Origin of the sequence: Planosporangium flavigriseum, assembly GCF_011947225.1 — a bacterium.
In the GTDB taxonomy this organism is placed as follows: domain Bacteria; phylum Actinomycetota; class Actinomycetes; order Mycobacteriales; family Micromonosporaceae; genus Planosporangium; species Planosporangium flavigriseum.
Genome location: NZ_JAATVW010000002.1, coordinates 194,243 through 217,355, shown reverse-complemented (window position 1 = coordinate 217,355; position 23,113 = coordinate 194,243). Strand labels below are relative to the sequence as shown.

22 protein-coding genes are annotated in these 23,113 nt (G+C 70.9%); 16 read left to right on the top strand and 6 right to left on the bottom strand.

The features are described 5' to 3' along the window. Nucleotides 1-64: 64 nt before the first annotated feature. Nucleotides 65-910 (bottom strand): ECF subfamily RNA polymerase sigma factor, BldN family, encoded by an 846-nt coding sequence (locus HC028_RS03790; RefSeq protein WP_240939839.1) that lies wholly within the window; start codon nucleotides 908-910, stop codon nucleotides 65-67. A 522-nt stretch (nucleotides 911-1,432) separates the two neighbouring features. On the opposite strand from HC028_RS03790, the gene HC028_RS03785 reads away from it, so the two are divergent. From HC028_RS03785 to HC028_RS03745, 9 genes are all read left to right on the top strand, one after another. Then, a complete protein-coding gene (locus HC028_RS03785; RefSeq protein WP_239075292.1) occupies nucleotides 1,433-3,028 on the top strand; it encodes an AMP-binding protein in 1,596 nt (531 codons plus the stop codon). Further along, nucleotides 3,021-3,260, top strand: a complete 240-nt coding sequence (locus HC028_RS03780) for a glutaredoxin family protein (protein WP_168072800.1) — start codon at nucleotides 3,021-3,023, stop codon at nucleotides 3,258-3,260. The genes HC028_RS03785 and HC028_RS03780 overlap by 8 nt, the downstream gene beginning before the upstream one ends. A 28-nt stretch (nucleotides 3,261-3,288) precedes the next feature. Next, a complete protein-coding gene (locus tag HC028_RS03775; protein WP_168072798.1) occupies nucleotides 3,289-3,948 on the top strand; it encodes an HAD family hydrolase in 660 nt (219 codons plus the stop codon). A gap of 234 nt (nucleotides 3,949-4,182) precedes the next feature. Continuing rightward, on the top strand, nucleotides 4,183-4,938 hold the full coding sequence (locus HC028_RS03770; RefSeq protein WP_168072795.1) for a redox-sensing transcriptional repressor Rex: 756 nt from the start codon (nucleotides 4,183-4,185) through the stop codon (nucleotides 4,936-4,938). Further along, a complete protein-coding gene (locus HC028_RS03765) occupies nucleotides 4,935-6,350 on the top strand; it encodes a glutamyl-tRNA reductase (RefSeq protein ID WP_168072793.1) in 1,416 nt (471 codons plus the stop codon). The genes HC028_RS03770 and HC028_RS03765 overlap by 4 nt, the downstream gene beginning before the upstream one ends. Next, nucleotides 6,347-7,321: a hydroxymethylbilane synthase gene (gene hemC, locus HC028_RS03760; protein WP_168072791.1), complete on the top strand. Its 975-nt coding sequence runs from the start codon at nucleotides 6,347-6,349 to the stop codon at nucleotides 7,319-7,321. Before HC028_RS03765 ends, hemC begins: the two co-directional genes overlap by 4 nt. Beyond that, nucleotides 7,318-8,895 (top strand): bifunctional uroporphyrinogen-III C-methyltransferase/uroporphyrinogen-III synthase, encoded by a 1,578-nt coding sequence (locus tag HC028_RS03755; protein WP_168072789.1) that lies wholly within the window; start codon nucleotides 7,318-7,320, stop codon nucleotides 8,893-8,895. The genes hemC and HC028_RS03755 overlap by 4 nt, the downstream gene beginning before the upstream one ends. 71 nt (nucleotides 8,896-8,966) lie before the next feature. After that, nucleotides 8,967-9,947: a porphobilinogen synthase gene (hemB, locus tag HC028_RS03750; protein ID WP_168072787.1), complete on the top strand. Its 981-nt coding sequence runs from the start codon at nucleotides 8,967-8,969 to the stop codon at nucleotides 9,945-9,947. Nucleotides 9,948-10,002: 55 nt separating this feature from the next. Continuing rightward, nucleotides 10,003-10,974 (top strand): TIGR03557 family F420-dependent LLM class oxidoreductase, encoded by a 972-nt coding sequence (locus HC028_RS03745; protein WP_168072784.1) that lies wholly within the window; start codon nucleotides 10,003-10,005, stop codon nucleotides 10,972-10,974. A 6-nt stretch (nucleotides 10,975-10,980) separates the two neighbouring features. Here HC028_RS03745 and HC028_RS03740 read toward each other — a convergent pair whose 3' ends face one another. Both HC028_RS03740 and HC028_RS28345 read right to left on the bottom strand, forming a co-directional pair. Then, nucleotides 10,981-11,988 carry a GNAT family N-acetyltransferase gene (locus HC028_RS03740; protein WP_239075291.1) on the bottom strand — a complete coding sequence of 336 codons (1,008 nt, stop codon included), beginning with the start codon at nucleotides 11,986-11,988 and terminating at the stop codon, nucleotides 10,981-10,983. A gap of 70 nt (nucleotides 11,989-12,058) precedes the next feature. Next, nucleotides 12,059-13,114 carry a lytic transglycosylase domain-containing protein gene (locus HC028_RS28345; RefSeq protein WP_168072782.1) on the bottom strand — a complete coding sequence of 352 codons (1,056 nt, stop codon included), beginning with the start codon at nucleotides 13,112-13,114 and terminating at the stop codon, nucleotides 12,059-12,061. Between the two features lie 91 nt (nucleotides 13,115-13,205). Here HC028_RS28345 and HC028_RS03730 point away from each other — a divergent pair, with 91 nt between their 5' ends. Continuing rightward, a complete protein-coding gene (locus HC028_RS03730; protein ID WP_168072780.1) occupies nucleotides 13,206-13,406 on the top strand; it encodes an FmdB family zinc ribbon protein in 201 nt (66 codons plus the stop codon). A 190-nt stretch (nucleotides 13,407-13,596) separates the two neighbouring features. Then, a complete protein-coding gene (locus HC028_RS03725; RefSeq protein WP_168072778.1) occupies nucleotides 13,597-16,257 on the top strand; it encodes an adenylate/guanylate cyclase domain-containing protein in 2,661 nt (886 codons plus the stop codon). Between the two features lie 59 nt (nucleotides 16,258-16,316). Here the strand turns inward: HC028_RS03725 and HC028_RS03720 are convergent, their stop codons facing one another. Then, on the bottom strand, nucleotides 16,317-17,378 hold the full coding sequence (locus tag HC028_RS03720; RefSeq protein ID WP_168072776.1) for a 2-oxoacid:ferredoxin oxidoreductase subunit beta: 1,062 nt from the start codon (nucleotides 17,376-17,378) through the stop codon (nucleotides 16,317-16,319). After that, the gene (locus HC028_RS03715; protein WP_168072774.1) at nucleotides 17,371-19,215 is read right to left on the bottom strand and encodes a 2-oxoacid:acceptor oxidoreductase subunit alpha; all 1,845 of its coding nucleotides are present in this window, start codon (nucleotides 19,213-19,215) and stop codon (nucleotides 17,371-17,373) included. Before HC028_RS03715 ends, HC028_RS03720 begins: the two co-directional genes overlap by 8 nt. 320 nt (nucleotides 19,216-19,535) lie before the next feature. On the opposite strand from HC028_RS03715, the gene ndhC reads away from it, so the two are divergent. The 5 genes from ndhC (at nucleotide 19,536) to HC028_RS03690 (ending at nucleotide 22,299) form a co-directional block, all read left to right on the top strand. Next, on the top strand, nucleotides 19,536-19,913 hold the full coding sequence (gene ndhC / locus HC028_RS03710; RefSeq protein WP_168072772.1) for an NADH-quinone oxidoreductase subunit A: 378 nt from the start codon (nucleotides 19,536-19,538) through the stop codon (nucleotides 19,911-19,913). 69 nt (nucleotides 19,914-19,982) lie between these two features. Beyond that, a complete protein-coding gene (locus tag HC028_RS03705) occupies nucleotides 19,983-20,483 on the top strand; it encodes a DivIVA domain-containing protein (RefSeq protein WP_168072770.1) in 501 nt (166 codons plus the stop codon). 13 nt (nucleotides 20,484-20,496) lie between these two features. Beyond that, on the top strand, nucleotides 20,497-21,060 hold the full coding sequence (locus HC028_RS03700) for an SRPBCC family protein (protein ID WP_168073358.1): 564 nt from the start codon (nucleotides 20,497-20,499) through the stop codon (nucleotides 21,058-21,060). A 41-nt stretch (nucleotides 21,061-21,101) separates the two neighbouring features. Then, the gene (locus tag HC028_RS03695; protein WP_168073356.1) at nucleotides 21,102-21,683 is read left to right on the top strand and encodes a DNA-3-methyladenine glycosylase I; all 582 of its coding nucleotides are present in this window, start codon (nucleotides 21,102-21,104) and stop codon (nucleotides 21,681-21,683) included. Nucleotides 21,684-21,702: 19 nt separating this feature from the next. Then, nucleotides 21,703-22,299, top strand: coding sequence for a hypothetical protein (locus HC028_RS03690; protein WP_168072768.1), 597 nt, complete (start codon nucleotides 21,703-21,705; stop codon nucleotides 22,297-22,299). Here the strand turns inward: HC028_RS03690 and HC028_RS03685 are convergent. After that, nucleotides 22,296-23,087, bottom strand: coding sequence for an enoyl-CoA hydratase-related protein (locus HC028_RS03685; protein ID WP_168072765.1), 792 nt, complete (start codon nucleotides 23,085-23,087; stop codon nucleotides 22,296-22,298). The two genes, HC028_RS03690 and HC028_RS03685, sit on opposite strands and share 4 nt — an antisense overlap. Nucleotides 23,088-23,113 lie beyond the last annotated feature (26 nt).

Below are 23,113 nucleotides of genomic sequence, written 5' to 3'. Positions count from 1 at the left end.
GGTTACGGCCGTCCGAAACGTGAGTTGCGGCACTATTTGCGACGAGATCTTGCGAGGCTGCGCCTCACGGCTGGAAGCCGTCGGGGAGCAACCGAGCGAGGGTGCGGACCGCGCGGTACTGCAGGGCCTTGATCGCGCCTTCGTTCTTACCCATCGTCTGTGCGGTCTCGGCGACCGAGAAGCCCTGCAGGAAGCGCAGCACGATGCACTCCTGCTGCTCCGGGTTGAGCTGCTTGACCGCCTTCAGCAGCGCCACGTTGGTGATGTGGTCGACGACGGCGCTCTCGGGGCTGCCCTCGGGGCCACTGTCGGCGCGCTCGGCGTCGAGTACTTCGCCGGTCGTGACCTCCAGCCGGTACCGACCGGACTTGAAGTGGTCGGCGACCAGGTTGCGGGCAATGGTGACCAGCCAGGCGCCGAGGTCGCGGCCCTGCCAGGTGAAGCTGCCGATGCGCTTGAGTGCCCGGAGGAACGTGTCGGCGGTCAGGTCCTCGGCGAGCTGCCGGTTGCCGACGCGGAAGTACACGAACCGGAAGACCGTGTCGAAGTAGCGGTCGTAGATCTGCCCGAACGCCGCGGCATCGCCCGCCTGGGCCCGCTCGACCAGCAGCCAGACGGCTGTTGCCGCATCGTCGGAGTCGGGCCGGTCCGGGTAGCCCGGCGGCGGGCTGTTCGGACCACCGCCCGCGTGCGGATCCGACTCGGTGTCGATCGCGATGGAGCCGGTCCCGGAGGCCTCCGGGTGGCCCTCCGGCGACACGCGGCCGGCCGGCATCCCTCGGCCGTCGCCCGCGCGGGTATCCGCTTCCGGAGCGTGGCGGGCCCCGGGTAGGCCACCGGAGTGCGGGCGCTGACGGGTGTGCGGTACGCCGCCGTCGCTGCGGACCGCCGTCGTGCCGGCCAGGTGCAGGCTCTCGGCGAGGGCGAGGCGGGCCGCGAGGACCTCAGGGCCGAAACCCAACTCGTACGCGTTCACGCGCACTTCCCGAGCTCGCGGACGGTGGCGGTCAGCCCTGGGACAAGTGGCGTAGGCGTGGCGCACTCGGCGCCCCGATCCGCGCCCGAGAAGCGCTGATATAGCGCAAAGTAGGGCACTCCGGCCTCCTCGGGGGTGAGGGGTATTAATCCCCCCAAAAGGGGTGAACTGCTCGTGACTATAAGGGGGGGCTTATTCACCAACGCGTGGGCACTCGGTTACAGGTGGGAGGTTTCCCGATTTGACAGGCCCTCCGTCGCACACCGTGTGCGTCGCGCGACGCGAACGGGCCCGGTTTGTGCGTGAAGGTCCGAAAGATCGCGTGTGTGGTGGTCATCGATGGCCGTTACGGCACGCGGATATCCGCCGAACGGCTACTCATCGATACCTATCCGCACCCGCGCACGCCGCCCTCGCGGTGATTCGAGCGGCCCGGACGCGATAGTGTGATCCATCGTGCAGGACGTACGAAACGTGGCCGATCTCGTCCGTCGAGCCGCAGAGATGGGCGCCGCTCGCCCGGCGCTGCGCTGGCACGACCAGGTGCTCACCTGGGGGGAGTTGGACGGGCAGGTCGACGCCGTGGCCACCGTGCTGCGCGACCTCGTCCGGGCCGAGCCCGACGCGGCCGTGGCGCCCCGGGTGGCGATCGCGCTGCCCAACGTTCCGGATTTCGCCGCCGCCTACTTCGGCGCGCTGCGCGCCGGCCTGGTCGTCGTGCCGGTCAACCCCGGCTACACGGCGCGGGAACTGCAGTACGTGCTGACCGACACCGGTGCCGAGGTGATCGTCGGGACGCCGGCCGTTCTCGATGCCCTCGCCGGCGTCGACGTGCCGACGCTGCGGTACGCGTACACCCTGGGTGAATCGACCGGTGACGGTGGCATCGCCGCACGCCCCTTCGCCGAGCTTCTCGCGGGCGCCCCGGACCCGGTGGAGCCGACCGCCGGCGGTGAGGACATCGCCGTTCTGCTCTTCACCTCGGGCACGTCAGGGATGCCCAAGGGCGCGATGCTGTCGCACCGGGCGCTGATTGCGAACCACGCCCAGCTCGCCGCGATCGAACCGCAGCCCATGAACGCGGACGACGTGGTGCTGCTCACGCTGCCGCTGTTCCACTCGTACGGGCTCAATACCGGCCTGGGCGCCATCGCCTACCACGGCGCGTGCGGCGTCCTCGTCGAGCGATTCGACCCGGCGGACACGCTCGCGCGGATCCGCCGCCACGGCGTCACGGTGGTCGTCGGTGTACCGCCGATGTTCGTCGCCTGGTCGCTCATGGGCGACCAGCTGGCGACCGCGTTCGCCGGCGTCCGGGTGGCCGTCTCCGGCGCCGCGCCGCTGGACGTCGAGACCGCGCGCCGGTTCGCCGAGGTCGTCGGCCGGCCGGTGTACGAGGGGTACGGGCTGACCGAGACCGCGCCGGTGCTCACCACGACGCTGGGGGACAAGTCCCCGAAGGTGGGGTCGATCGGGGGCCCGCTGCCCGACGTCGAAGTCAAGCTCGTCGACGCGGAGGGCAACGTGGTCGGCGCCGTCGACGACGAGGGGATCGACGACGAGGACTTCGAGGTCGAGTACGACTCGCCGGAGAGCCCCGGGACGGATCCCGGCGTGATCGTCGCGCGCGGCCCGAATCTTTTCTCCGGGTACTGGCCGGACGGGGCTGACGGCCCGGACGCCGATGGCTGGTGGTCGACCGCCGACATCGCGTACGCCGACGCCGACGGCGACCTGTTCCTGGTGGACCGGGTCGGTGACGTGATCATCGTGAGCGGGTTCAACGTGTACCCCCACGAGGTCGAACTGGTGCTGGGCAGCCACCCGGCGGTGGCCGATTCGGCCGTGGTGGGGGTGCCGCACCCGTACACCCAGCAGACCGTGAAGGCCTACGTCGTCCGCAGCCCCGGCGCTACGGTCACGGCCGAGGAGATCATCGCCTACTGCGAGCGCAACCTCGCCCGGTTCAAGTGCCCGACCGCGGTGGAGTTCCTTGCCGAGCTGCCCAAGTCCGCGACGGGCAAGGTCCGTAAGGGAGAGCTCGGTGGCTGACCGGCTCGTGCTGTTGACCCGACCGGGGTGCCACCTGTGCGACGTCGCCAAGGGGGCGATGGCGCGGGTCGCCGAGGCGTCGGGCGAGAGCTGGCACGAGGTTGACATCAGCGGCGACCGGGAGTTGGAAGGGGAGTACGGCGACCGGATCCCGGTGGTGCTCCTCGACGGCAAGGAGCACGGGTACTGGCGGGTCGAGGAAGATCGACTGCTGCGAGATCTCGGTCGCTAGCGTCGGTCCCGGTCGCTAAGGTTGCCGCGTGGCTCACCTTGTCTGGGACTGGAACGGCACCCTGCTCGATGATCTGACCCTCGTTGTCGCTGCGACGAACGTCTCACTCACGGCCATCGGCGGCCCGGAGATCACCACTGACGATCACCGGCGCGACTTCCGCCGCCCGATCGCCGACTACTACGGCCACGTGCTCGGCCGGTCGCTGTCGACGGAGGAGTTCCTCCAGCTCGATCGGGTCTACCACGACTTCTACCGGGAGGGCCTGCTCGACTGCGGGCTCGCGGCCGACGCCGAGGCGGCGATGAAGGCCTGGCCGGGCACCCAGTCGCTGTTGTCCATGTGGTTCCACGAGGAGCTTGTGCCGGAGGTGACCCGGCGCGGGCTGCACGCCGTGTTCGAGCGCATCGACGGGCTCCGTCCGGACGTCGTCGCCGGCGGTCACAAGGCGGAGCACCTGGTCGGGCACCTGGATGCCCTTGGGGTGGCCGCCGCCGACGCCGTGCTGATCGGCGACTCGGCTGACGATGCGCACGCGGCGGCGGCGGTCGGCGCGGCCTGCGTGCTCTACGGCGGTGGCTTCACTCATCCGGATCGGCTCGCCGAGGTCGGTGTGCCGGTCGCCACCAGCCTGCTGGAAGCGGTCTCGCTGGCCCGCGCGGCGGTCGGCGCTCAGGCGCTCAGGTAGCTGTACCTTTAGTCGGGTTTCGCCCTTGTTCTGGGCGGAGCGCGCCCCTCTTTCTGCACGGTCTGGAAGAGGGCGTCTCTCCGCCCAGTCGCGCTGACCATGGGCTTCTTCAAGATCGTGAGTTTGTGCAAGCGTTCACAAACGCCTACTCTGTTACGACGTCGAGCCTGATAGCACAGCCCTTCAAGGGCTGCGCACGAGGGGTTCCCAGTACGTTCGACGTCTCGGAGTCAGATGAGCCAGCAGCGCAACGGGCAAGCCGCCGGTGTATCCGACGGGGCCGTCTTCCCGGACCTTCCCGAAGCCACCGTCGCCCGGCTACCGGAGTATCTCCGTGCCCTGCACAACCTCGCGGAGACCGGCTTCGACACGGTGTCCAGCGAGGGCTTGGCCGCCGCGGCCGGTGTGAACTCCGCCAAACTGCGCAAGGACCTGTCTCACCTGGGCTCGTACGGCACCCGCGGGGTCGGCTACGACGTCGCCCTGCTGATCGCGCAGATCGAGCATGTCCTCGGCCTCACCCAACGACGGGCCGTCGCCCTCGTCGGTGTGGGTAACCTTGGTCACGCGCTTGCCGGTTACGCTGGGTTCAGCAGTCGAGGATTCCGTATCGCCGCGCTGTTCGACGCCGACCCGGGGCGGATCGGTGAGCGCATCAACGGCCTGGTGGTGCACGACATCGCGCGGCTGCCCGAGGTGGTGGCCGCCGAGGCGATCTCGATCGCCGTCATCGCCACGCCCGCCCACGCCGCCCAGTCGGTCGCCGATCGTTTGGTCGCGGCGGGTGTCACCAGCATCCTTAACTTCGCGCCGTGCGTGTTGTCCGTGCCCGACGGGGTCGACGTGCGAAAGGTCGATCTGGCGATCGAGCTTCAGATCCTGTCGTTCCACGAGCATCGCAAATCGGCGCTGACCACCCTGCCGTCGCCCACCGGCGACGGCAGCATGAAGATCCGTCCAACCCTCGATGGGGAGGCGCTCGCTACGTGAACCTGCTCGTTGTCGGCGTTTCGCACCGCACCGCTGGAGTCCCCCTGCTGGAGCGGCTCGCAGTGACCGCCGACCAGATCCCCCAACTGCTGACCCGTTTACTCGCCCAGGAGTACGTCGGCGAGGCCCTCGTGCTGTCCACCTGTAACCGGGTGGAGGTATACGCGGCGGTGTCGGCGTTCCACGGCGGTCTCTCCGACATCGGTGCCGTGCTCGCCGAGCGAGCCGGCTGCTCCGTCGCTGACTTGGCCCCGCACCTCTACGTCAACTACGACTCCGACGCGGTCCGGCACGCCTTCCGCGTGGCCGCCGGGCTGGACTCCATGGTCGTCGGCGAGGCGCAGATCCTCGGCCAGTTGCGCGACGCGTACGCGGTGGCCACCGAGCACAGCACCGCCGGCCGGCTGCTGCACGAGCTGACCCAGCAGGCGCTGCGGGTGGGTAAGCGTGCGCACGCCGAGACCGACATCGACCGCGCGGGCCAGAGCGTCGTCACCGCGGCGCTCCGGTTGGGCCTGTCCAGCCTGTACGGCGAGCAGACCGAGGGCTTCCCGGTGGAGGCGCCGGCGGACGCGCTCGTGATCGGCGCGGGCGCCATGGGTGCGCTTGCTCTCGCCACGCTGCGCCGGGCCGGCGCGCGTCACATCTACGTCGCCAACCGCGGCGCGGCGCGGGCGCAGCGGCTCGCGGCCAACTATGACGCCGAGGCCGTGCCCTTCGACGAGCTCGCTTCGGCACTGGCAAAGGTCGATCTGGTGGTGTGTGCCACCGCCTCGCCGGAGCCGGTGCTCACCCCCGAACTGCTGGCCGCGCGGAGGTCGGACTCGACGGCGCGGCCACTGCTCGTACTCGACCTCGCCGTGCCCCGGGACGTCGCGCCCGGCGTCGGTGACCTGCCCGGCGTGATCCTGGTCGACATGGAGCGCATCGGTCTCGCCGCCGACGAGCGGGCGGGCGAGGCCGCCAACGTCATCGGCGTCGCCGGGGACGTCGTCCTGCCGGAGGGCGAGCAGCTCGGCCTGCCGGCCGACACCGACGTCCGGGCGGCCGAGGCGATCGTGACCGACGAGGTGGAGGCGTTCCGTAACTGGCAGCGCAGCTCCGACGTCGCACCGACGGTCGCCGCGCTGCGGGCCCGGGCCGACGAGGTCGTCACGGCGGAGCTGGGTCGGCTACGGCAGCGCCGCCCGGACCTCACCGACGAGCAGCGCGACGACGTGGCGTACACGGTGCACCGGATCGTGCAGCGGTTGCTGCACCTGCCCTCGGTGCGGGTGCGTCAACTCGCCGCCGAGCCCGGCGGCGAGGCATACGCGGTCGCGTTGCGGGCACTGTTCGACCTGGAGATTCCGCAGGCCATCGACCCTGTCGGCGCGTGCGGCGTCGATGTTCCGAGGTCGGAGGAGTCATGACGGTCCATGGGAAGCTGAGGCTGGGCACCCGGGCAAGCGCTCTCGCGATGGCCCAGTCCGGCATGATCGCCGACGCCGTCCGGTCCAAGACCGGGCGCGAGGTCGAGTTGGTGGAGATCAGCACGGCCGGTGACCGGTCGAGCGCCCCGATCGCCCACCTGGGGGTCGGCGTGTTCGTCAGCGCTCTCCGGGACGCACTCATGGCCAAAGAGATCGATTTCGCGGTCCACTCCTACAAGGATCTGCCGACGTCCCTGCACGAGGGGCCCGGCCCGCGGGGCTCCACCGCGCCCCGGACCTTCGGCGAGGGCCTGCGCATCGCCGCCGTGCCGCCGCGGGAGGACCCCCGTGACGTGCTCGTCGCCCGAGACGGGCGGACGCTGACCGAGCTTCCGGGTGGCGCGCGGATCGGCACCGGCTCGCCTCGGCGAATCGCCCAGATCGCCGCGCTCGGCAGAAATCTCGAATGTGTACCAATTCGAGGTAATGTTGATACTCGGTTGCGTAAAGTCGCTCAGGGCGAGCTGGACGGTATCGTCCTGGCGCGTGCCGGTCTGTCCCGCCTCGGCCGGGCGGCCGAGGCAACCGAAATTCTCGACCCGATGCTCGTGCTGCCCGCCCCGGCTCAAGGGGCGCTGGCCGTTGAGTGCCGGGAAGACAACGACGAGTTGCTCGAGCTGCTCGCCGTCCTCAACGACACGGACACCCGTGCTGCGGTGACGGCCGAGCGAGCCATGCTCGCGGAACTGGAGGCCGGCTGCTCCGCACCGGTCGCCGCCCTGGCCGAGGTCGCCGAAGGCGACAACGGCCTCGAGATCTACGTGCGCGGTGCCGTGTTCAGCCCGGATGGTCGTTTCGGCGTCCGGCTGTCGCGCACCGGAACGCTCGCTGAGGCCGATCAGGTCGGCCGGCTGCTCGCAGCCGACCTGCTCGCCCAAGGCGCTGACTCTGTACTGGGGAGTACAGCATGACCCGTAAGACCACCGGTCGCATCGTATTCGTGGGCGCTGGGCCGGGTGACCCCGGCCTGCTCACGCGCCGCGCGTACGACGCCGTGACGACCGCCGATCACGTCGTATATGACCGACACGTCCCTGAGGCGATGCTCGCCGCGATCCGGGCGGACGCCGCGCCGGACGCGCAGTTCTCGCCGGCCGAGGGCGCGCCGGGCGACGTGGCCAAGGTGCTGCTGTCCGCGGCCCGCTCCGGGCTGAAGGCGGTTCACCTCGTCGGCGGCGACCCGCTCGGCCATGACTCCGTGGTCAAGGAGGTGCAGGCGGTCGCGCGTACGAACGTCCCGTTCGAGGTCGTGCCCGGCATCGGCACAGCCGCAGGCGTCGCCACCTACGCCGGTGTGCCGCTGCCCGGCGTGCGCACCGTCGCCGACGTCGACGACGTGCACAGCCTCGACTTCGAGCTGCTCGCCGCGGCGCTGTCGCGTGGCAGCTCCACCGCGGTCGCGGTCGACGCCGGGGACCTCGCCACGGTCCGCGACGGGCTGCTCGCCGCGGGAGTCGACGCCACTACGCCGGTCTCCGTGACCGGTGAGGGCACGGGGGAGACCCAGTACACGACGTCGTCGACCGTCGAGAGCATGGTCACCGCTGTGATCGGCTTCGCCGGCCGGGTCGTGGTCAGCCTCGGCGAGGGCGTCGCCCACCGGGACAAGCTGGGCTGGTGGGAGAACCGCCCGCTGTACGGGTGGAAGGTGCTCGTCCCGCGTACCAAGGAGCAGGCCGGGGCGATGAGTGAGCGGCTGCGCGCGTACGGGGCGATCCCGTGCGAGGTGCCGACGATCGCCGTCGAGCCGCCACGTACGCCGGCCCAGATGGAGCGGGCGATCAAGGGTCTGGTCGACGGCCGGTACGCCTGGGTCGTCTTCACCTCGACCAACGCCGTCCGCGCGGTGTGGGAGAAGTTCGCCGAGCACGGTCTGGACGCCCGCCACTTCGGCGGCGTGAAGATCGCCTGCATCGGTGAGGCGACCGCCGACGCGGTACGCGCGTTCGGTGTGCAGCCGGAGCTGGTCCCGTCGGGTGAGCAGTCGTCCGAGGGGCTGCTGGCCGAGTTCTCGCCGCATGACGAGGTGCTCGACCCGGTCGGTCGGATCCTGCTGCCGCGCGCCGACATCGCCACCGAGACCCTGGCCGCCGGCCTGACCGAGCTCGGCTGGGAGGTCGACGACGTCACGGCCTACCGGACCGTGCGGGCCGCCCCGCCGCCAGCCGAGATCCGCGACGCCATCAAGTCGGGTGGCTTCGACGCGGTGCTGTTCACGTCGTCCTCGACCGTGCGCAACCTGGTCGGCATCGCCGGCAAGCCGCACGCTCGTACGGTCGTCGCGGTGATCGGGCCGAAGACCGCCGAGACGGCGACCGAGTTCGGTCTGCGCGTCGACGTGCAGCCGCCGCACGCGAGCGTTCCCGACCTGGTCGAGGCCCTCGCCGCGTACGCGGTCGAGCTGCGCGAGAAGCTGGCGGCCATGCCGGCCAAGCAGCGCCGCGGGTCCAAGGTTCAGGGCCCGACCGCGCTACGCTATCGCTGACGACTCTCGATGGATCTTGGACACTTAGGCCGCCTATTACCGGTCTAAGTGTCCAAGATCGGAGGAAACACATGTTCCCTTCAGTGCGCCCCCGGCGCCTGCGCCGTACGCCCGCCATTCGCCGGCTCGTCTCCGAGACCCGGCCCGCCCCCGCCGAACTGGTGCTTCCGATGTTCGTGCACGAGGGGCTGACCGAGCCGCGGCCGATCACCTCGCTGCCCGGCGTGGTCCAGCACTCCCGCGACTCGCTGCGCAAGGCCGCCGCCGAGGCGGTACAGGCCGGCATCGGCGGGATCATGCTCTTCGGCATCCCGACCACCCGCGACGAGATCGGCTCGGCCGGCACGGACCCCAACGGGATTCTCAACGCCGCCATCCGTGACGTGATCAGCGAGGTCGGCGACGCCACCGTGGTGATGAGCGACCTGTGCCTGGACGAGTTCACCTCGCACGGGCACTGCGGCGTCCTGCGCCCGGACGGCTCCGTCGACAACGACGCCACGCTCCAGCGGTACGCCGACATGGGGCTCGCGCAGGCCGAAGCCGGCGCGCACGTGCTGGGCCCGTCCGGGATGATGGACGGCCAGGTCGGCGTGATCCGCGAGGCGCTCGACGAGGCCGGCCACACCGACACCGCCGTGCTGGCCTACGCCGCCAAGTACGCCTCGGCGTTCTTCGGCCCGTTCCGGGAGGCCGTCGAGTCGACCCTGCAGGGCGACCGCAAGGCCTACCAGCAGGACCCGGCCAACCTCAAGGAGGCGCTGCGCGAGGTCGCGCTCGACCTCGCCGAGGGCGCCGACATGGTCATGGTCAAGCCGGCCCTGCCGTACCTCGACGTGGTGTCCGCGGTGGCCGAGAGCGTCGACGTGCCGGTCGCCGCCTACCAGGTCTCCGGGGAGTACGCGATGGTCGAGGCGGCCGCCGCGAACGGCTGGATCGAGCGCGAGCGGGTCATCCTGGAGCAGCTCACGTCGATCCGGCGCGCCGGCGCGCAGATCATCCTCACCTACTGGGCGGTCGAGGCCGCGCAGTTGCTGCGCAGAGGTTACTGAGCGGCGAAGCCGCTCCGCCAGGGATACTGATCCGCCGGCCGGGTATTTGACCGGCATGAGGATCGGATACTTCCTGTCGTGCGAAGAGTTCACCCCCGCTGAGCTGATCGAGCAGGCGAAGGCGGCCGAGGAGGCCGGCTTCGACGCTCTGTGGATCTCGGACCACTTCCATCCCTGGCTGGAGGAGCAGGGCCAGAGCCCATTCGTCTGGTCGATGATCGGGGCGATCAGCCAGGTCTGCTCCCTGCCGATCACCACGGCGGTGACCGCCCCGACGATCCGCCTCCACCCGGCGATCATCGCGCAGGCGGCGGCGACCAGCGCGGTCCTCACCGGGGGCAGGTTCACCCTGGGAGTCGGCACCGGCGAGGCCCTCAACGAGCACATCTTCGGCGACCCGTGGCCGTCGGCGGACGTGCGGCGGGCGATGCTCGAAGAGGCGGTCGACGTGATCCGCGAACTGTGGACCGGCAAGTTCGTCAACCACCTCGGCGAGCACTACCAGGTCGAACAGGCCAGGATCTACACCCTGCCCGACCAGCCGCCGAAGATCTACGTTTCGGGGTTCGGCCCGAAGGCGATCGATCTCGCTGCCCAGATCGGGGACGGGTTCATCTGCGTGATGCCCGACGCCGAGAAGGTACGCCGCTTCCGCCAGAACGGCGGCGACGGCAAGGTGGTCCAGGGCGGATTCAAGGCCTGCTACGCGCAGAGCGAGGAGGAGGCGCTCCGGATCGCGCACGAGAAGTGGCGCAACGAGGGGCTGCCCGGCGAACTGGCCCAGGTGCTGCCGTCACCGCGCCACTTCGAGCAGGCGAGCACGCTGGTCAAGCCGGAGATGCTCAAGGACACGTTCGCGCTCGGCCCGAGCCCTGACCGGCACCTGGCCATGATCGAGCAGTTCGAGCAGGCCGACTACGACGAGGTGTACGTGTCGAACATCGGCCCGCACTACCGCGAGCTGTGCGACCTGTACGCCAAGGAGGTGCTGCCGCGGGTACGCCGGCGGGAGAAGGTGGGCGCCTGAGCGCGATCAGTCGCCCCGGCCCAGCCGGCGCAGCACGTCGTCGACGTCGGCCTCGTACTCGCGCCACTCCCGGTTGGACTTGAACCCGAGCTCGTCGTTGATCCGGCCCATCGCCTCGTCGCCACCGACCGCGTTCCAGGTCTGCACGTCCTCGAGCTGGGGCTCGGCTGTCCGCAGCTCGGTCAGCATGCGGGCCTTCAGGGCGCGGCCCAGCCCGTACCCCCGGTGGGCCTGCACCACGACCGTGTCGTACTGGTCGGCCCGGGTCGGCCGCTGTGCGGGCACGACCACCTCGGTCAGGCCCGCCACCGTGCCGGACGGCTCGTGCACGGCCAGCACGACGTACGGTTTCAGGCCCCGGGCGTGGAGGGTCGCGAGGCTGGCCCGCAGCCGGTCGCTGTCGTAGGAGCTGGGGCGCAGTTCGAGGTCGTACGACGGGTTCAGCCGCATGGTCGCCTTGGCGTGCGCGTACTCGTCGAACATGAGCTCGGGCGGCCCGCCGGGGTGGTATTCGATCCGGTACCCGGAGCCGACTCCCTCGGCGAGGATGGCGAGCTGCGGCCAGTCCACGGTAGACAGATCGAGCAAGTTGCGCATTTCGACGAAAGCGCACCGGAAGCCCTGTGCCTCAAAGAAGTCCGCAGCTGCCGTGCCGCCCGCGACCTCGACCCCGATGGAGCCGTACGCCTCCGACTCGGCACGTTTCGCGGCCGTCGCCAAGAGCTTGGTGCCTAGGCCGGCCCGGCGGGCGTCGGGCCGCACCATGATTTCGAGGACAGCGATGTCGCCGACGAGCAGGATGCTCGCGTACCCGAGAAGGTCTTCGCCTTCGACGGCGATCCAGGAGACGCGCCGCTCGTCGGGCATGGTGACGGCGAGGTACTCCCGGAAGGAGTCGGCCCGCCACGGTGGATCTTCAGGCACGTCGGTGGCCAGCATCAGGTTGTTGGCGCGCAGCAGGGAGGAAAGCTCCTCGGCGGGAGCGGCAGCCGGATCCCACTCGCGCACCTGCACGGCTCATAGCTTGCCGATGTTCCGCCCGGGACGGAAGTCCTTAGCGATAACTAAGTTATTTCTCTCCGGATCAGCGGCTGCGCACGCCGTAATCGTTCGCGGCGTCGAACACGTCCCGCACGTACGCCTGTACTGCGTTGTACGACATGATCGCTGCCCACCAGTCGCCAGCGACCGACAGGTTGCGGTTGCCGGCGCACAGGTAGTTGGCCGCCGCCAGGGCTGCGTCGTTGATGTTGTTGATGTCGGCGACACCGTTGCCGTCGGCGTCCGCGCCGTAGCGGGCCCAGGTGGAGGGGATGAACTGCATCGGCCCGACCGCGTGGTCCCACGTGCGGTCGAGATCGAGCTTCCCGCCGTCGGTGTCGGCGATCTTCATCCGGTCACCCTGGCCGTCCAGCGGCGCGCCGATGATCGGCGGTAGAACTGCGCCGTCGGCGGCGAGGATTGCCTGGTGCTGGCCGTGCGCCGACTCGACCTTGCCGATTCCCGCGAGCGTGGTCCAGCGCAGCTGGCAGTTCGGTGACGTGGCGGCGGTGACCAGTTCGGCGTACCCGTACGCCTGCATCGCCGGCAGCGGAATGCCGAGCTTCGCCGACAGGGGCCGGGCCCAGGCGGCGAGGTTCGAGGGTCTGGTGGCCGCGTCCGGGCCGCGGGTCGGGGCGGCGGTCGTGTCACCGGCGTCCGCGCTCGGGTTCGTGGCGGGCAGCCCGGCGCCCGGGACGCCCGGCACCCCTGCCGCTGGCGGATCGAGCAGGGTGAAGGTGCGCTGGGGCTTCGACGTCAGCGCGGGCACGACGTACGCACCAGCCAGGATCGACGCGGCGACGAGGATGAAGATCAGCAGGCCGGGTAGGACGGCCCGGGCGTACGGGCGCCGAGGCCAGGCCGCGACCGAGCGCAGGATGGGGCGCAGCCGCTGGCTGGCATGAACCGGCAACGCCCGCCAGCCGCTCGGGCGAGCGGGGGGTGTCGCAGAGTCCGGCGGCATGAGCACGTCCGTCATCGCCGCCGGCGTGGCGCCCTGCTCGACGGCCGGCGTGGCACCGGATCCGTCGCTAATGTCCGGGCTGCTGGGTACTGTGGCGGGAACCGCCGGTCGCAACTGTGCCGCCGGATCAGCCACCAGGTTCCCCCTGCGCCAGGTCATCGAGTAGGGCCCATGTTCCGATGCTGTTATACCTGAACGCTACCCGGCGGCTGAGTAACCTGATGACATGCCCCGTTACGAGTACCGCTGCCGCAGTTGCGGCTCCACCTTCGAGATGAACCGGCCGATGCGTGAGTCCGGTGATCCGGCTCGATGCCCGGACGGTCACGACGACACTGTCAAACTACTGTCCACTGTGTCCGTTGCCGGCCGGGCCGGTCAGCCGGCCGCCGCGGGCGGATGCTGCGGAGGCTCCTGCGGCTGTTGATTGATGCCGGGCGCAGCCCTGGCCCGTGCGGCGCACCTGCCGCCGTCTCAGCCGATGTTGCCCGCGTCAAGTGGTCTGCTCGGCCGGTCCCGGGCTGCGACCCGGGTGGGCCGGGCTGAGCCGTTCCTATGATGTGCGCGCGGTGGGGGTCCGGCAGCATGAGGGCGACTGGCAGGGCGGAGGTTCACGCGTGTCGGCACGGATGCACCTGCCGGACGGGCAGGTGACCTTTCTGTTCACCGACATCGAGGGTTCGACCCGGTTGGCCCAGATGCTCGGTGTGGATTACCGCTCGGTGCTCACGGAGCACCGGCAGGTGCTGCGGCACACATTGTCCATAGGAGACGGTGTGGAGCTGTCCACAGAGGGGGATTCGCTCTTCGTCGCGTTTGCCGACGCGGCCGCCGCCCTTTCCGCGTGCGCGGCGGCGCAACGCGCGCTGTCCGCACACGAATGGCCGGGGGACCACGCCCGGCCGATGGTACGGATGGGGCTGCACACCGGCTACGCCCACCCGGTCGCGGGGGAGTACGCGAGCCCCGAGGTGCACCGCGCGGCCCGGGTAGCGGCGGCCGCGCACGGCGGCCAGGTCCTGTGCTCGGCGGCGACCGCAGCCGCTGCGGCGGGTGCCCTCCCCGCCGGCGCCGCGCTTCGCGACCTCGGCCTGTACCGGCTGCGCGGCTTCGACGGCCGGGAGCGGCTGTACCAACTCGTGGCGCCGGGCCTCGACCGCGATTTCCCGCGTCCGCGCACGGTCGGCGGCCCACCGCACAACCTGCCGACTCCGGTGGGCTCCTTCGTCGGGCGGGTCGCCGAGCAGGAGCAGCTGCGCGAGGTGCTGAGCGTCCAGCGTCTGGTCACCGTGGTCGGTGCCGGTGGGTCCGGGAAGACCCGCGTCGCCGTGGAAGTCGCCCGCGGCCTCGTCGGCGACTACCCGGACGGGGTGTGGTTCGTCGACCTCGCCGAGGCCGGCGACGCGCAGTCGGTCGCGTCGGCGGTCGCGCAGACCCTCGGGCTGCGGCCCGAGCCGGGGCGGCCGGTCACGCAGACCATCGCCGACCAGGCCGCCGACCGCCGGATACTCCTCGTGCTCGACACCTGTGACGCGCACCTGCCCGTGGCCGCCGCCGTGGTCGCCCGGCTGCTCGGTGGCGGGGCAGGTGCCCGGATCCTCGCGACCAGCCGCGAGCCGCTCGGCCTGCCCGGGGAGGTTGTCTGGCGGATCCTGCCGTTGCCGATCGGCCCCGCCGCCGACGGTCGCCCGAGCGATGCCGTGTCGCTCCTGCTCGACCGGGCTGCGGCGAGCCGGGGCGGTCAGCTCGCGACCGACGACGAACTCGGGTATCTCGACCGGGTCGCGACGGCGGTCGCCGGGCTGCCACTGGCGCTGGAATTGGCGGCGGCCCGCTTGCGGGTACTCTCCGCCGGCCAGTTGGCCGCCCGCATCGACGACGTTCTGAGCACCCTCGACGCCGGCTCCGGCGGCTACTCGCCGGACCGGCACCGCTCGTTGCGGGCGACCCTGGCCTGGTCGTACCGGACGCTTGACCGCCCGGCGGCCCGGTTGCTGCGCCGGCTGTCGGTGTTCGCCGGCCCGGTGACGTTGCCGGCCATCGAGTGGCTGGGCGGTGGTGACCCGCTCGACGCGCTGGCGACCCTGGTCGACAAGTCGTTGATCCAGGTCGAGCAGCAGCCGGACGCGGCGACCTACCGGATGCTCGACCCGATCCGCGCGTACGCGGCGCGGGAGCTGTGCGACAACGGCGAGGAGGAGGTCGTCCGCGACCGGCACGTGGGCTGGTGCCTGCGGCAGATCCGTGGTGCGCACGCGGACGCGAACGGGCGCGCGGCCACGCTCTCGCTGTACACGCTCGACCCACTGGTCGACGAGGTGCGCGGCGCGCTGCGGTGGACGGTGACGAGGGGCCTCGCCCGCGAAGGGTTGGCGGTGACGACCTCCCTCGACCAATGGTGGCGCGAGCGGGGGCGGGCGCCTGAGGCGCGGCTGTGGCTGTTCCGGCTGTACGAGCGGATCAGAGCCACCGGGGAGCGGCTGACCGACGCCGAGCTGGCCGCCGCCTACCGCATCCACGCTCTGCTGTCAGCCGCTGACGGCGAGTACGTCGAGCAGCTTCGCTTCTCCCAGCGGTCGGAACTCGCCGCGCGCCGGGTCGGGGACGTCGGCCTGCTGGCACGGGTACTCGCGGGCCGCGGCGGGGCGCTCTACGGGGTGGGGCGTACCGGCGACGCCGAGCGGACGTGCCGCGAGGTGACCGGCTGGGCCCGCCGGGAGAGCGTGCCGGGCGACGCCCTGGGTGCGGTGTACACGCTGGCCCGGATCCTCATGCGCCGCGGCGCGCTCGACGAGGCCGCCGATCTGCTGGCCCACGCCCGTCCCCTGGAGGCGTCCCGACCGGCCGAGCGCGGCCGGCGTACCGTCGACATGCTCCTGGGCCTGGTGGCGCTGCGGCGCGGGGACGTCGTTGCGGCGCACGACCACCTCACGGTGGCGCTGCGCTCCCGCATGGGGTTCGGGTTCCACGCCAGCGCGTGCGAGACGCTCAACGCCGTCGCGGTGCGCTGCCTGACCGGGGAGGACCCGCTCACGGCGGCGCGGCTGTTCGGCGCCGCGCAGACGGTACGGGCGAGGCTGCGGCTGACGGTCGGGCCGGACGGCGCGTACTGGCACGAGCAGCAGGCCGTGGCCCGCGCGGTGCTCGGCGACGTGGTGTTCGACGCGGCGTACGCCGAGGGCGCGACGCTCACCCTGACCGACGCCGTGGCCGTCGCGCTCACTGTGGAGCACCCGGACCTGGTCGCCGGCTCCGACCGGTTCAGCCACTCGTCCTGATACGCCGAGATCGTCACAACACAGGGCGCGTTGTGACGATCTCGGTGAGCGTTACAGGGTTACAGGATCGTCCAGGTGTCGCCGGAGCCGAGCAGGGCGGCCAGCTCATCGTCGGCGCCGCGGGTGACCTTCGCCTTGGCCGTGTCGAGCTGGGTGCGGACGAGGTCGTCGTACACCGGCTTGTCGACCGCGCGGAACACGCCGATCGGGGTGTTGCGCAGGTCGGTGTCGGGCAGCCGGGACAGGGCGAACGCGTACGCCGGCGCGTCGACCGTCGCGTCGTGCACGACGACCTCGTCGGCCGCCACCTCGGCGGTTCGCTTCACCTGCAGTCCGAACGCACCCGGCGGGTGGGTCACGGCCCACTCGCCGTCCTTGCCGAACGTGATCGGCTGGCCGTGCTCGAGGCGGATGACGTACTCGTCGCGGGTCTCCGGGTCCTTGAGCACCTCGAACGCGCCATCGTTGAAGATGTTGCAGTTCTGGTAGATCTCCACGAACGCGGAGCCCTTGTGCTCGGCGGCCTGGCGCAGCACCGACTGGAGGTGCTTGCGGTCGGAGTCGATGGTGCGCGCGACGAACGTCGCCTCCGCGCCCAGCGCCAGCGACAGCGGGTTGAACGGCGAGTCCGTCGAGCCGACCGGGGTCGACTTCGTGATCTTGCCGAGTTCGGAGGTCGGCGAGTACTGGCCCTTGGTCAGCCCGTAGATCTTGTTGTTGAACAGCAGGATCTTCAGGTTGACGTTGCGGCGCAGCGCGTGGATGAGGTGGTTGCCGCCGATCGACAGCGCGTCGCCGTCACCGGTGACGACCCATACCGACAGATCCGGACGGGACACCGACAGGCCGGTCGCGATCGCCGGCGCGCGGCCGTGGATCGAGTGCATGCCGTACGTGTTGAGGTAGTACGGGAAGCGCGACGAGCAGCCGATGCCGGACACGAACGCGATGCGCTCGCGCGGGATGCCCAGCTCCGGCAGGAACGACTGCATGGCGGCCAGAATCGCGTAGTCACCGCAGCCGGGGCACCAGCGCACCTCCTGGTCGGACTTGAAGTCCTTCGCGGTGAGCTTGAGCGGTGTCGCGCCAGCGGCACCAGCGGGAAGGCCAGCCTCAGGCATTCTTCACGACCTCTTCCAACATGGTTTCCAGCTCGGCGGCGGTGAACGGCAGGCCGCGGACCTGGTTGTAGGGGATGGCGTCGATCAGGTACCGGGACCGGATGACGCTGGCGAGCTGGCCGAGGTTCATCTCGGGGATGACCACCCGGTCGTAGCGCTTCAGGACCTCGCCGAGATTCTTCGGCATCGGGTTGAGGTGCCGCAGGTGCGCCTGAGCGACCGGAAGGCCGCGCTGGCGCAGGGCGCGGCACGCGGCGCCGATCGGCCCGTAGGTCGAGCCCCAGCCGAGGACCAGCAGACGGGCGTCGCTGTCCGGGTCGTCGACCTCGAGGTCCGGTACCTCGATGCCCTCGATCCGAGCGGCGCGGGTGCGGACCATGAAGTCGTGGTTGGCCGGGTCGTAGGAGATGTCACCGGTCTTGTCGGCCTTCTCCAGACCACCGATGCGGTGCTCCAGACCGGGCGTGCCGGGCACGGCCCACGGACGGGCGAGCGTCTTCTCGTCCCGCAGGTACGGCAGGAACTGCCCGTCGGGCCCGTTGGGCGCGGAGGCGAACTCCACCTGCAGGTCCGGCAGCGTGGCGACGTCGGGCAGCCGCCACGGCTCGGAGCCGTTGGCGATGTAACCGTCGGACAGCAGGATCACCGGGGTCCGGTAGGTCAGCGCGATCCGGGCGGCGTCCAGGGCGGCGTCGAAGCAGTCGGCGGGGGAGCGCGGCGCGATGACCGCCACCGGCGCCTCGCCGTGCCGGCCGAACAGGGCCATGGTGAGGTCGGCCTGCTCGGTCTTGGTGGGCATGCCCGTCGACGGTCCGGCGCGCTGCACGTCGATGACCAGCAGCGGCAGCTCCAGGGCGACGGCCAGGCTGATCGTCTCGCTCTTGAGCGCCACGCCGGGGCCGCTCGTGCTGGTCACGCCGAGCGCGCCGCCGTAGGAGGCGCCCAGCGCCACCCCGACCGCGGCGATCTCGTCCTCGGCCTGCACGGTCGTCACGCCGAACTTCTTGTGCTTGGACAGCTCGTGCAGGATGTCGCTGGCCGGGGTGATCGGGTATGCGCCGAGGAAGACCGGCAGCTTCGAGCGCACGCCGGCCGCCACGATGCCCAGCGCCAGCGCGGTGTTGCCGGTGATGTTGCGGTACTCGCCGGCGGGCATCTTCGCGGGGTTGACCTCGTACCGGACGACGAAGTCCTCGGTGGTCTCGCCGAAGTTGAAGCCGGCCTTGAACGCGGCGATGTTCGCGGCGGCGACCTCCGGTCGGGCGGCGAACTTGCGCTCCAGGAACCGGAGCGTGGACTCGCTGGGCCGCGAGTACATCCACGACAGCAGGCCGAGGGCGAACATGTTCTTGGCCCGCTCGGCGTCCTTCTTGGAGATCTCGAAGCTTTCGAGCGCCCGGACGGTCATCGAGGTCAGCCCGACGGGGTGCAGGACGTACCCCTCAAGCGAGCCGTCCTCCAGCGGGTTTTCCGTATAGCCGACCTTGGCCAGGTTCCGCTTGGTGAACTCGTCGGTGTTGACGATGATGTCCGCACCGGGGCGCAGGTCGCCGAGGTTGGCCTTCAGCGCTGCCGGGTTCATCGCCACGAGGACGTCCGGGGTGTCACCGGGCGTCAGAATGTCGTAATCGGCGAAGTGCACCTGGAAGCTGGACACGCCGGGCAGCGTGCCGGCAGGGGCCCGGATCTCGGCGGGGAAGTTCGGTAGGGTCGAAATGTCGTTGCCGAGCTGAGCGGTCTCCGAGGTGAACCGGTCGCCCGTGAGCTGCATGCCGTCGCCGGAGTCTCCGGCAAAACGAATGACCACTCGATCCAGTTGACGGACCTGCTTGGTCACGTGGCTGACCTCCTCGGTGACGGCGGGTAAGGGGTGCGGCCGTCGCGCAGCATTGGGCGACGGGCCCGGCGGACCCGCTACTCTGTACACCCCGAGCCTACGTCGGCGCGGGCAGGGGGACCTTTGTGTGGCTTCTCAGACGTGGGTGAAGACACGTTACTGATCAGAAACATGTCTTCTGCTCGGAAGTACGCAGCGCGCGCTTCGCCGGTTTAGGTGGCCGGCAAACGCCCCAAAGGCATCCATTATGAGGCGGGGTCCCGCGTCCCCGCAGCCCGGCGATCGGTCATGCGACAGACGCCTGGGATTAAGCTGCCAGCGTGACCGGTTATCTCGGCTCGTACGCGACGCTCGGCCTGCTCGTCATCGGGGGAGCGCTGTTCTTCGGGGCGGCTTTCGCGGCCAACCGGGTGCTGCGCCCGCGCCGCCCCGTCGATACGCCGGGCAAGTTCGAGACCTACGAGTGTGGCCTGGACCCCGTCGGGGGTGACTGGGCGCAGGCGCAGATCAGGTACTACGTGTACGCGTACCTGTATGTCCTTTTCGCGGTGGAGAGCGTCTTTCTCTTCCCGTGGGCCGTCATCTTCGACCGGCCCGGGTTCGGGGTGGCGACCCTGGTCGAGATGGGCATCTTCGTCGGGCTGCTCGCGCTCGGCCTGCTGTACGCGTGGCGCAAGCGGGTTCTGCGCTGGAGCTGATCCGCGGCTTTCGCGGCGCTCCGGGGCACCGGGCTCGCCTCGGTCGGGCGCGCATGCCACGATCAGGACATGGGTCAGCTCCTGCTCCTGACGATCGGTGCCCTCATCGTCGGCGCGATCGGCTTCGGCGTCGCGGTGCTCCTCACCGGCTCCGATCCGGGCCTCGCGCCGGTGGAGTCGCAGGGCCAGCCGGTGCCGCTGCCAGCTGACCGCCCGCTCGTCGAGGCTGATCTGGCGCGCACCCGGTTCGACACAGCGCTGCGCGGATACCGGATGGCCCAGGTCGACGCGGCGCTCCGCCGGGTGGCCTACGACACCGGGTACAAGCTGGAGTTGATCGGCGTGCTCGAGGCGGAGGTGGAGGCGCTGCGCGACGGGCGGCTCGCCGACGCCGACAAGCTGCGCGCCGCGCGCGAGGCGGCGTCCCACGTGATTTCGGAAGGTGGGCAACCGCCCGCCGAGGCGGAGCCGGTGGCCGCTGCCGAGCCGGACACTTTGCCGGAGCGCCCGGCGCAAGAGACGCACCGGTCCGAGGAGGCGCCGCACCGACCCCAGGAGATCAGGAGATGAGGTTGTCGTGACCATCCCCGAGCCCCGGCCTGCGGGGGATCGGGCAGCCGACCGCACGCCACTCGATCCGCCCGGCGACGAGGCGGCTTCCGCAGCCCAAGCCGGGCTCGGTGACGCCGTTCAGCCCGGCGCCGGTGAGGTGACCGCGACCGTCATCGTCAACGCCCCCGCGGCACGGGTCTTCGCCGCGCTGCTGGACTGGGAGCGGCAGAGCGACTGGATCCCATTCACGCGGGTACGCCTGGTGGCCGGCGACGGTGGCGAGGGAAGTTCGGTCGAGGCGGTGACCCAGGTTGGCCCGGCGGTGCTGCGCGACGAGATGCGTGTGGTCAAGGTGGATCGGCCGTACGAGATCCGCGTCGTCCACTACGGCAAGGTGCTGCGCGGCCCCGGCGTGATGCGGTGCACCCCGATGGACGGCGACCGCACCCAGGTGGTCTGGCACGAGTGGTTCCACCTGCCAGCCGGCGCGGCGGGCAAGGTCGCCTGGCCGGTGCTGTGGCCTGGTTCCAAGGTCAGCCTGATCCAGGCGCTGCGCCGGTTCGCCCGGCTGGTGGAGACGGGCGAGCTGCCATGACCGACGCTGCCATGACCGACGCTGCCGTGACCGACGCTGCCGTGACCGACCTCGTCACCGGGCCTGACGGCCGCGCCCGCTGCGCCTGGGCCGGCAGCGCGCTCGACTACATGGCCTACCACGACGACGAGTGGGGCCGGCCCGTACGCGACGACGACGGCCTGTACGAGCGACTCACCCTCGAGGCGTTCCAGTCCGGGTTGTCCTGGCTGACCATCCTGCGCAAGCGCCCGGCCTTCCGGGCCGCGTTCAAGGACTTCGTGATCACCGAGGTCGCCCGGTTCGACGAGTCGGACGTCGCCCGGCTGCTGGCCGACCCGGGCATCGTCCGCAATCGGGCGAAGATCGAAGCCGCCCTGCACAATGCCCGGGCCGCCGCCGACCTGCCCGCGGGGCTGGCCACGCTGCTGTGGTCGTACGCGCCGCCACCACGCGCGCAACGGCCCCGCTCGTTCGCCGACGTGCCTGCGATCACACCGGAGTCCACGGCGATGGCCAAGGAGCTCAAGAAGCGCGGCTTCCGGTTCGTCGGCCCCACCACCGCGTACGCGTTGATGCAGGCCACCGGCATGGTCGACGACCATCTGGCCGACTGCCACGTGGCCTGCGGTCAGCCCCGCTAGCCCATGATGAGATGAAGGCATGGCGCACTGGGCGGTGGCGGTACCGGTCGAGCGGTACGAGGCGGAACGGCTTTTCCTGCACGAGACGCTGGAGTTGACGGGGCTGGACGGCCCGTTGCCGGCGGTCGGCGACGAGGTGGCCCTCGTGGCCGTCGGGGCGGAGCCCGTCGTGTTCGCGCTGGGCCGGGTGGTCGCCGTCGGCGGCGACGCCCACGATCCCGACGATCCCGCTGCCGGCCAGCCGGCGACCGCCCTGGACATCGAGTACACCTACCGCCTCTTCGACGCGCCGCTGCCCGCCGACGACCTGGTGGACGGCGCCGACGCCGGGCACGGCGCCGGTGTCCTCCCGGTCGCCCCCGACCGGTTCGCCGCGCTCGTCGACAAGGTGGCCGCCGAGCCCGCTGCCCGGCGGGAGTGGCTGGTCGGGGTCTACCTGCCGATCGAGGCGAGCTCGCCGGCCGAGGCGGTACGGGCGTTCTGGACGCACGTGCAGCAACTCGGCCCGCGCGAGCTGCCGGCGTACGTGTCACCGCGCGGCGACGAGCTGGCCATGCAGGCGTACGTGCTGGGCGAGGTGACCAACCTCGACCCGGAGGAGGACGACGAGGATTAACGCCCCTCGAACGTCGGCCGCTCCTTGCGGACGAACGCGTAGGTGGCGTTGCGATGGTCGGCGGTGGCGCCGCTGATCTTCTGTGCCTCGTACTCGGCTTCGAGGGCCTCCGCCAGGGCGCCGGTCCCGCCGATGCGCAGCTGGCGCTTGATCTGGGCGTACGCGACGGTCGGCCCGCCGGCCAGTCGGGCGGCCAGCGCCCGCGCCGCCGGCAGGATCTCCTCGTCGTCGTCGACCAGTTTGGTCAGCAGCCCGAGCCGCAGCGCCTCGGCCGCGCCGATCGGCTCGGCGAGCATCATCAGCTCGGTGGCCTTGGCATGGCCGACCAGCCGCGGCAGCACCCACGACGCGCCCGTGTCGCCGGCCAGGCCGACGTTGGCGAACGCCATCAGGAAGCCGGTACGTGGGCCGCCGATGCGGAAGTCGGCGAGCATCGCGAGCGACGCGCCAGCCCCGGCTGCCATGCCACGGACGGCCGCGACGACCGGCTTGGGCATCTCCGCCAGCAGGGTGGCGACCGGGTTGTAGTGCTCCCGTACGGTCGACAAGGGATCACTGTTGCCCGACTCGAGCGTCTCGACGTGCTGGCGCAGGTCCTGACCCACGCAGAAGGCCCGGCCGGCGCCGGTGAGCAGCACCGCTCGGCACGAGTCGTCGGTGGCGAGCTCCCCGAGCGCTTCGCGCAGCGCCTCCTTCAGGCCGACGTCGAGCGAGTTCAGGGAGTCGGGGCGGTTGAGAGTGAGCGTCGCGATTCCGTCAGCGCGCTCGACGAGCAGGACATCGGACACGGTGAAGCCTCTTTCGTCGCTGGTGG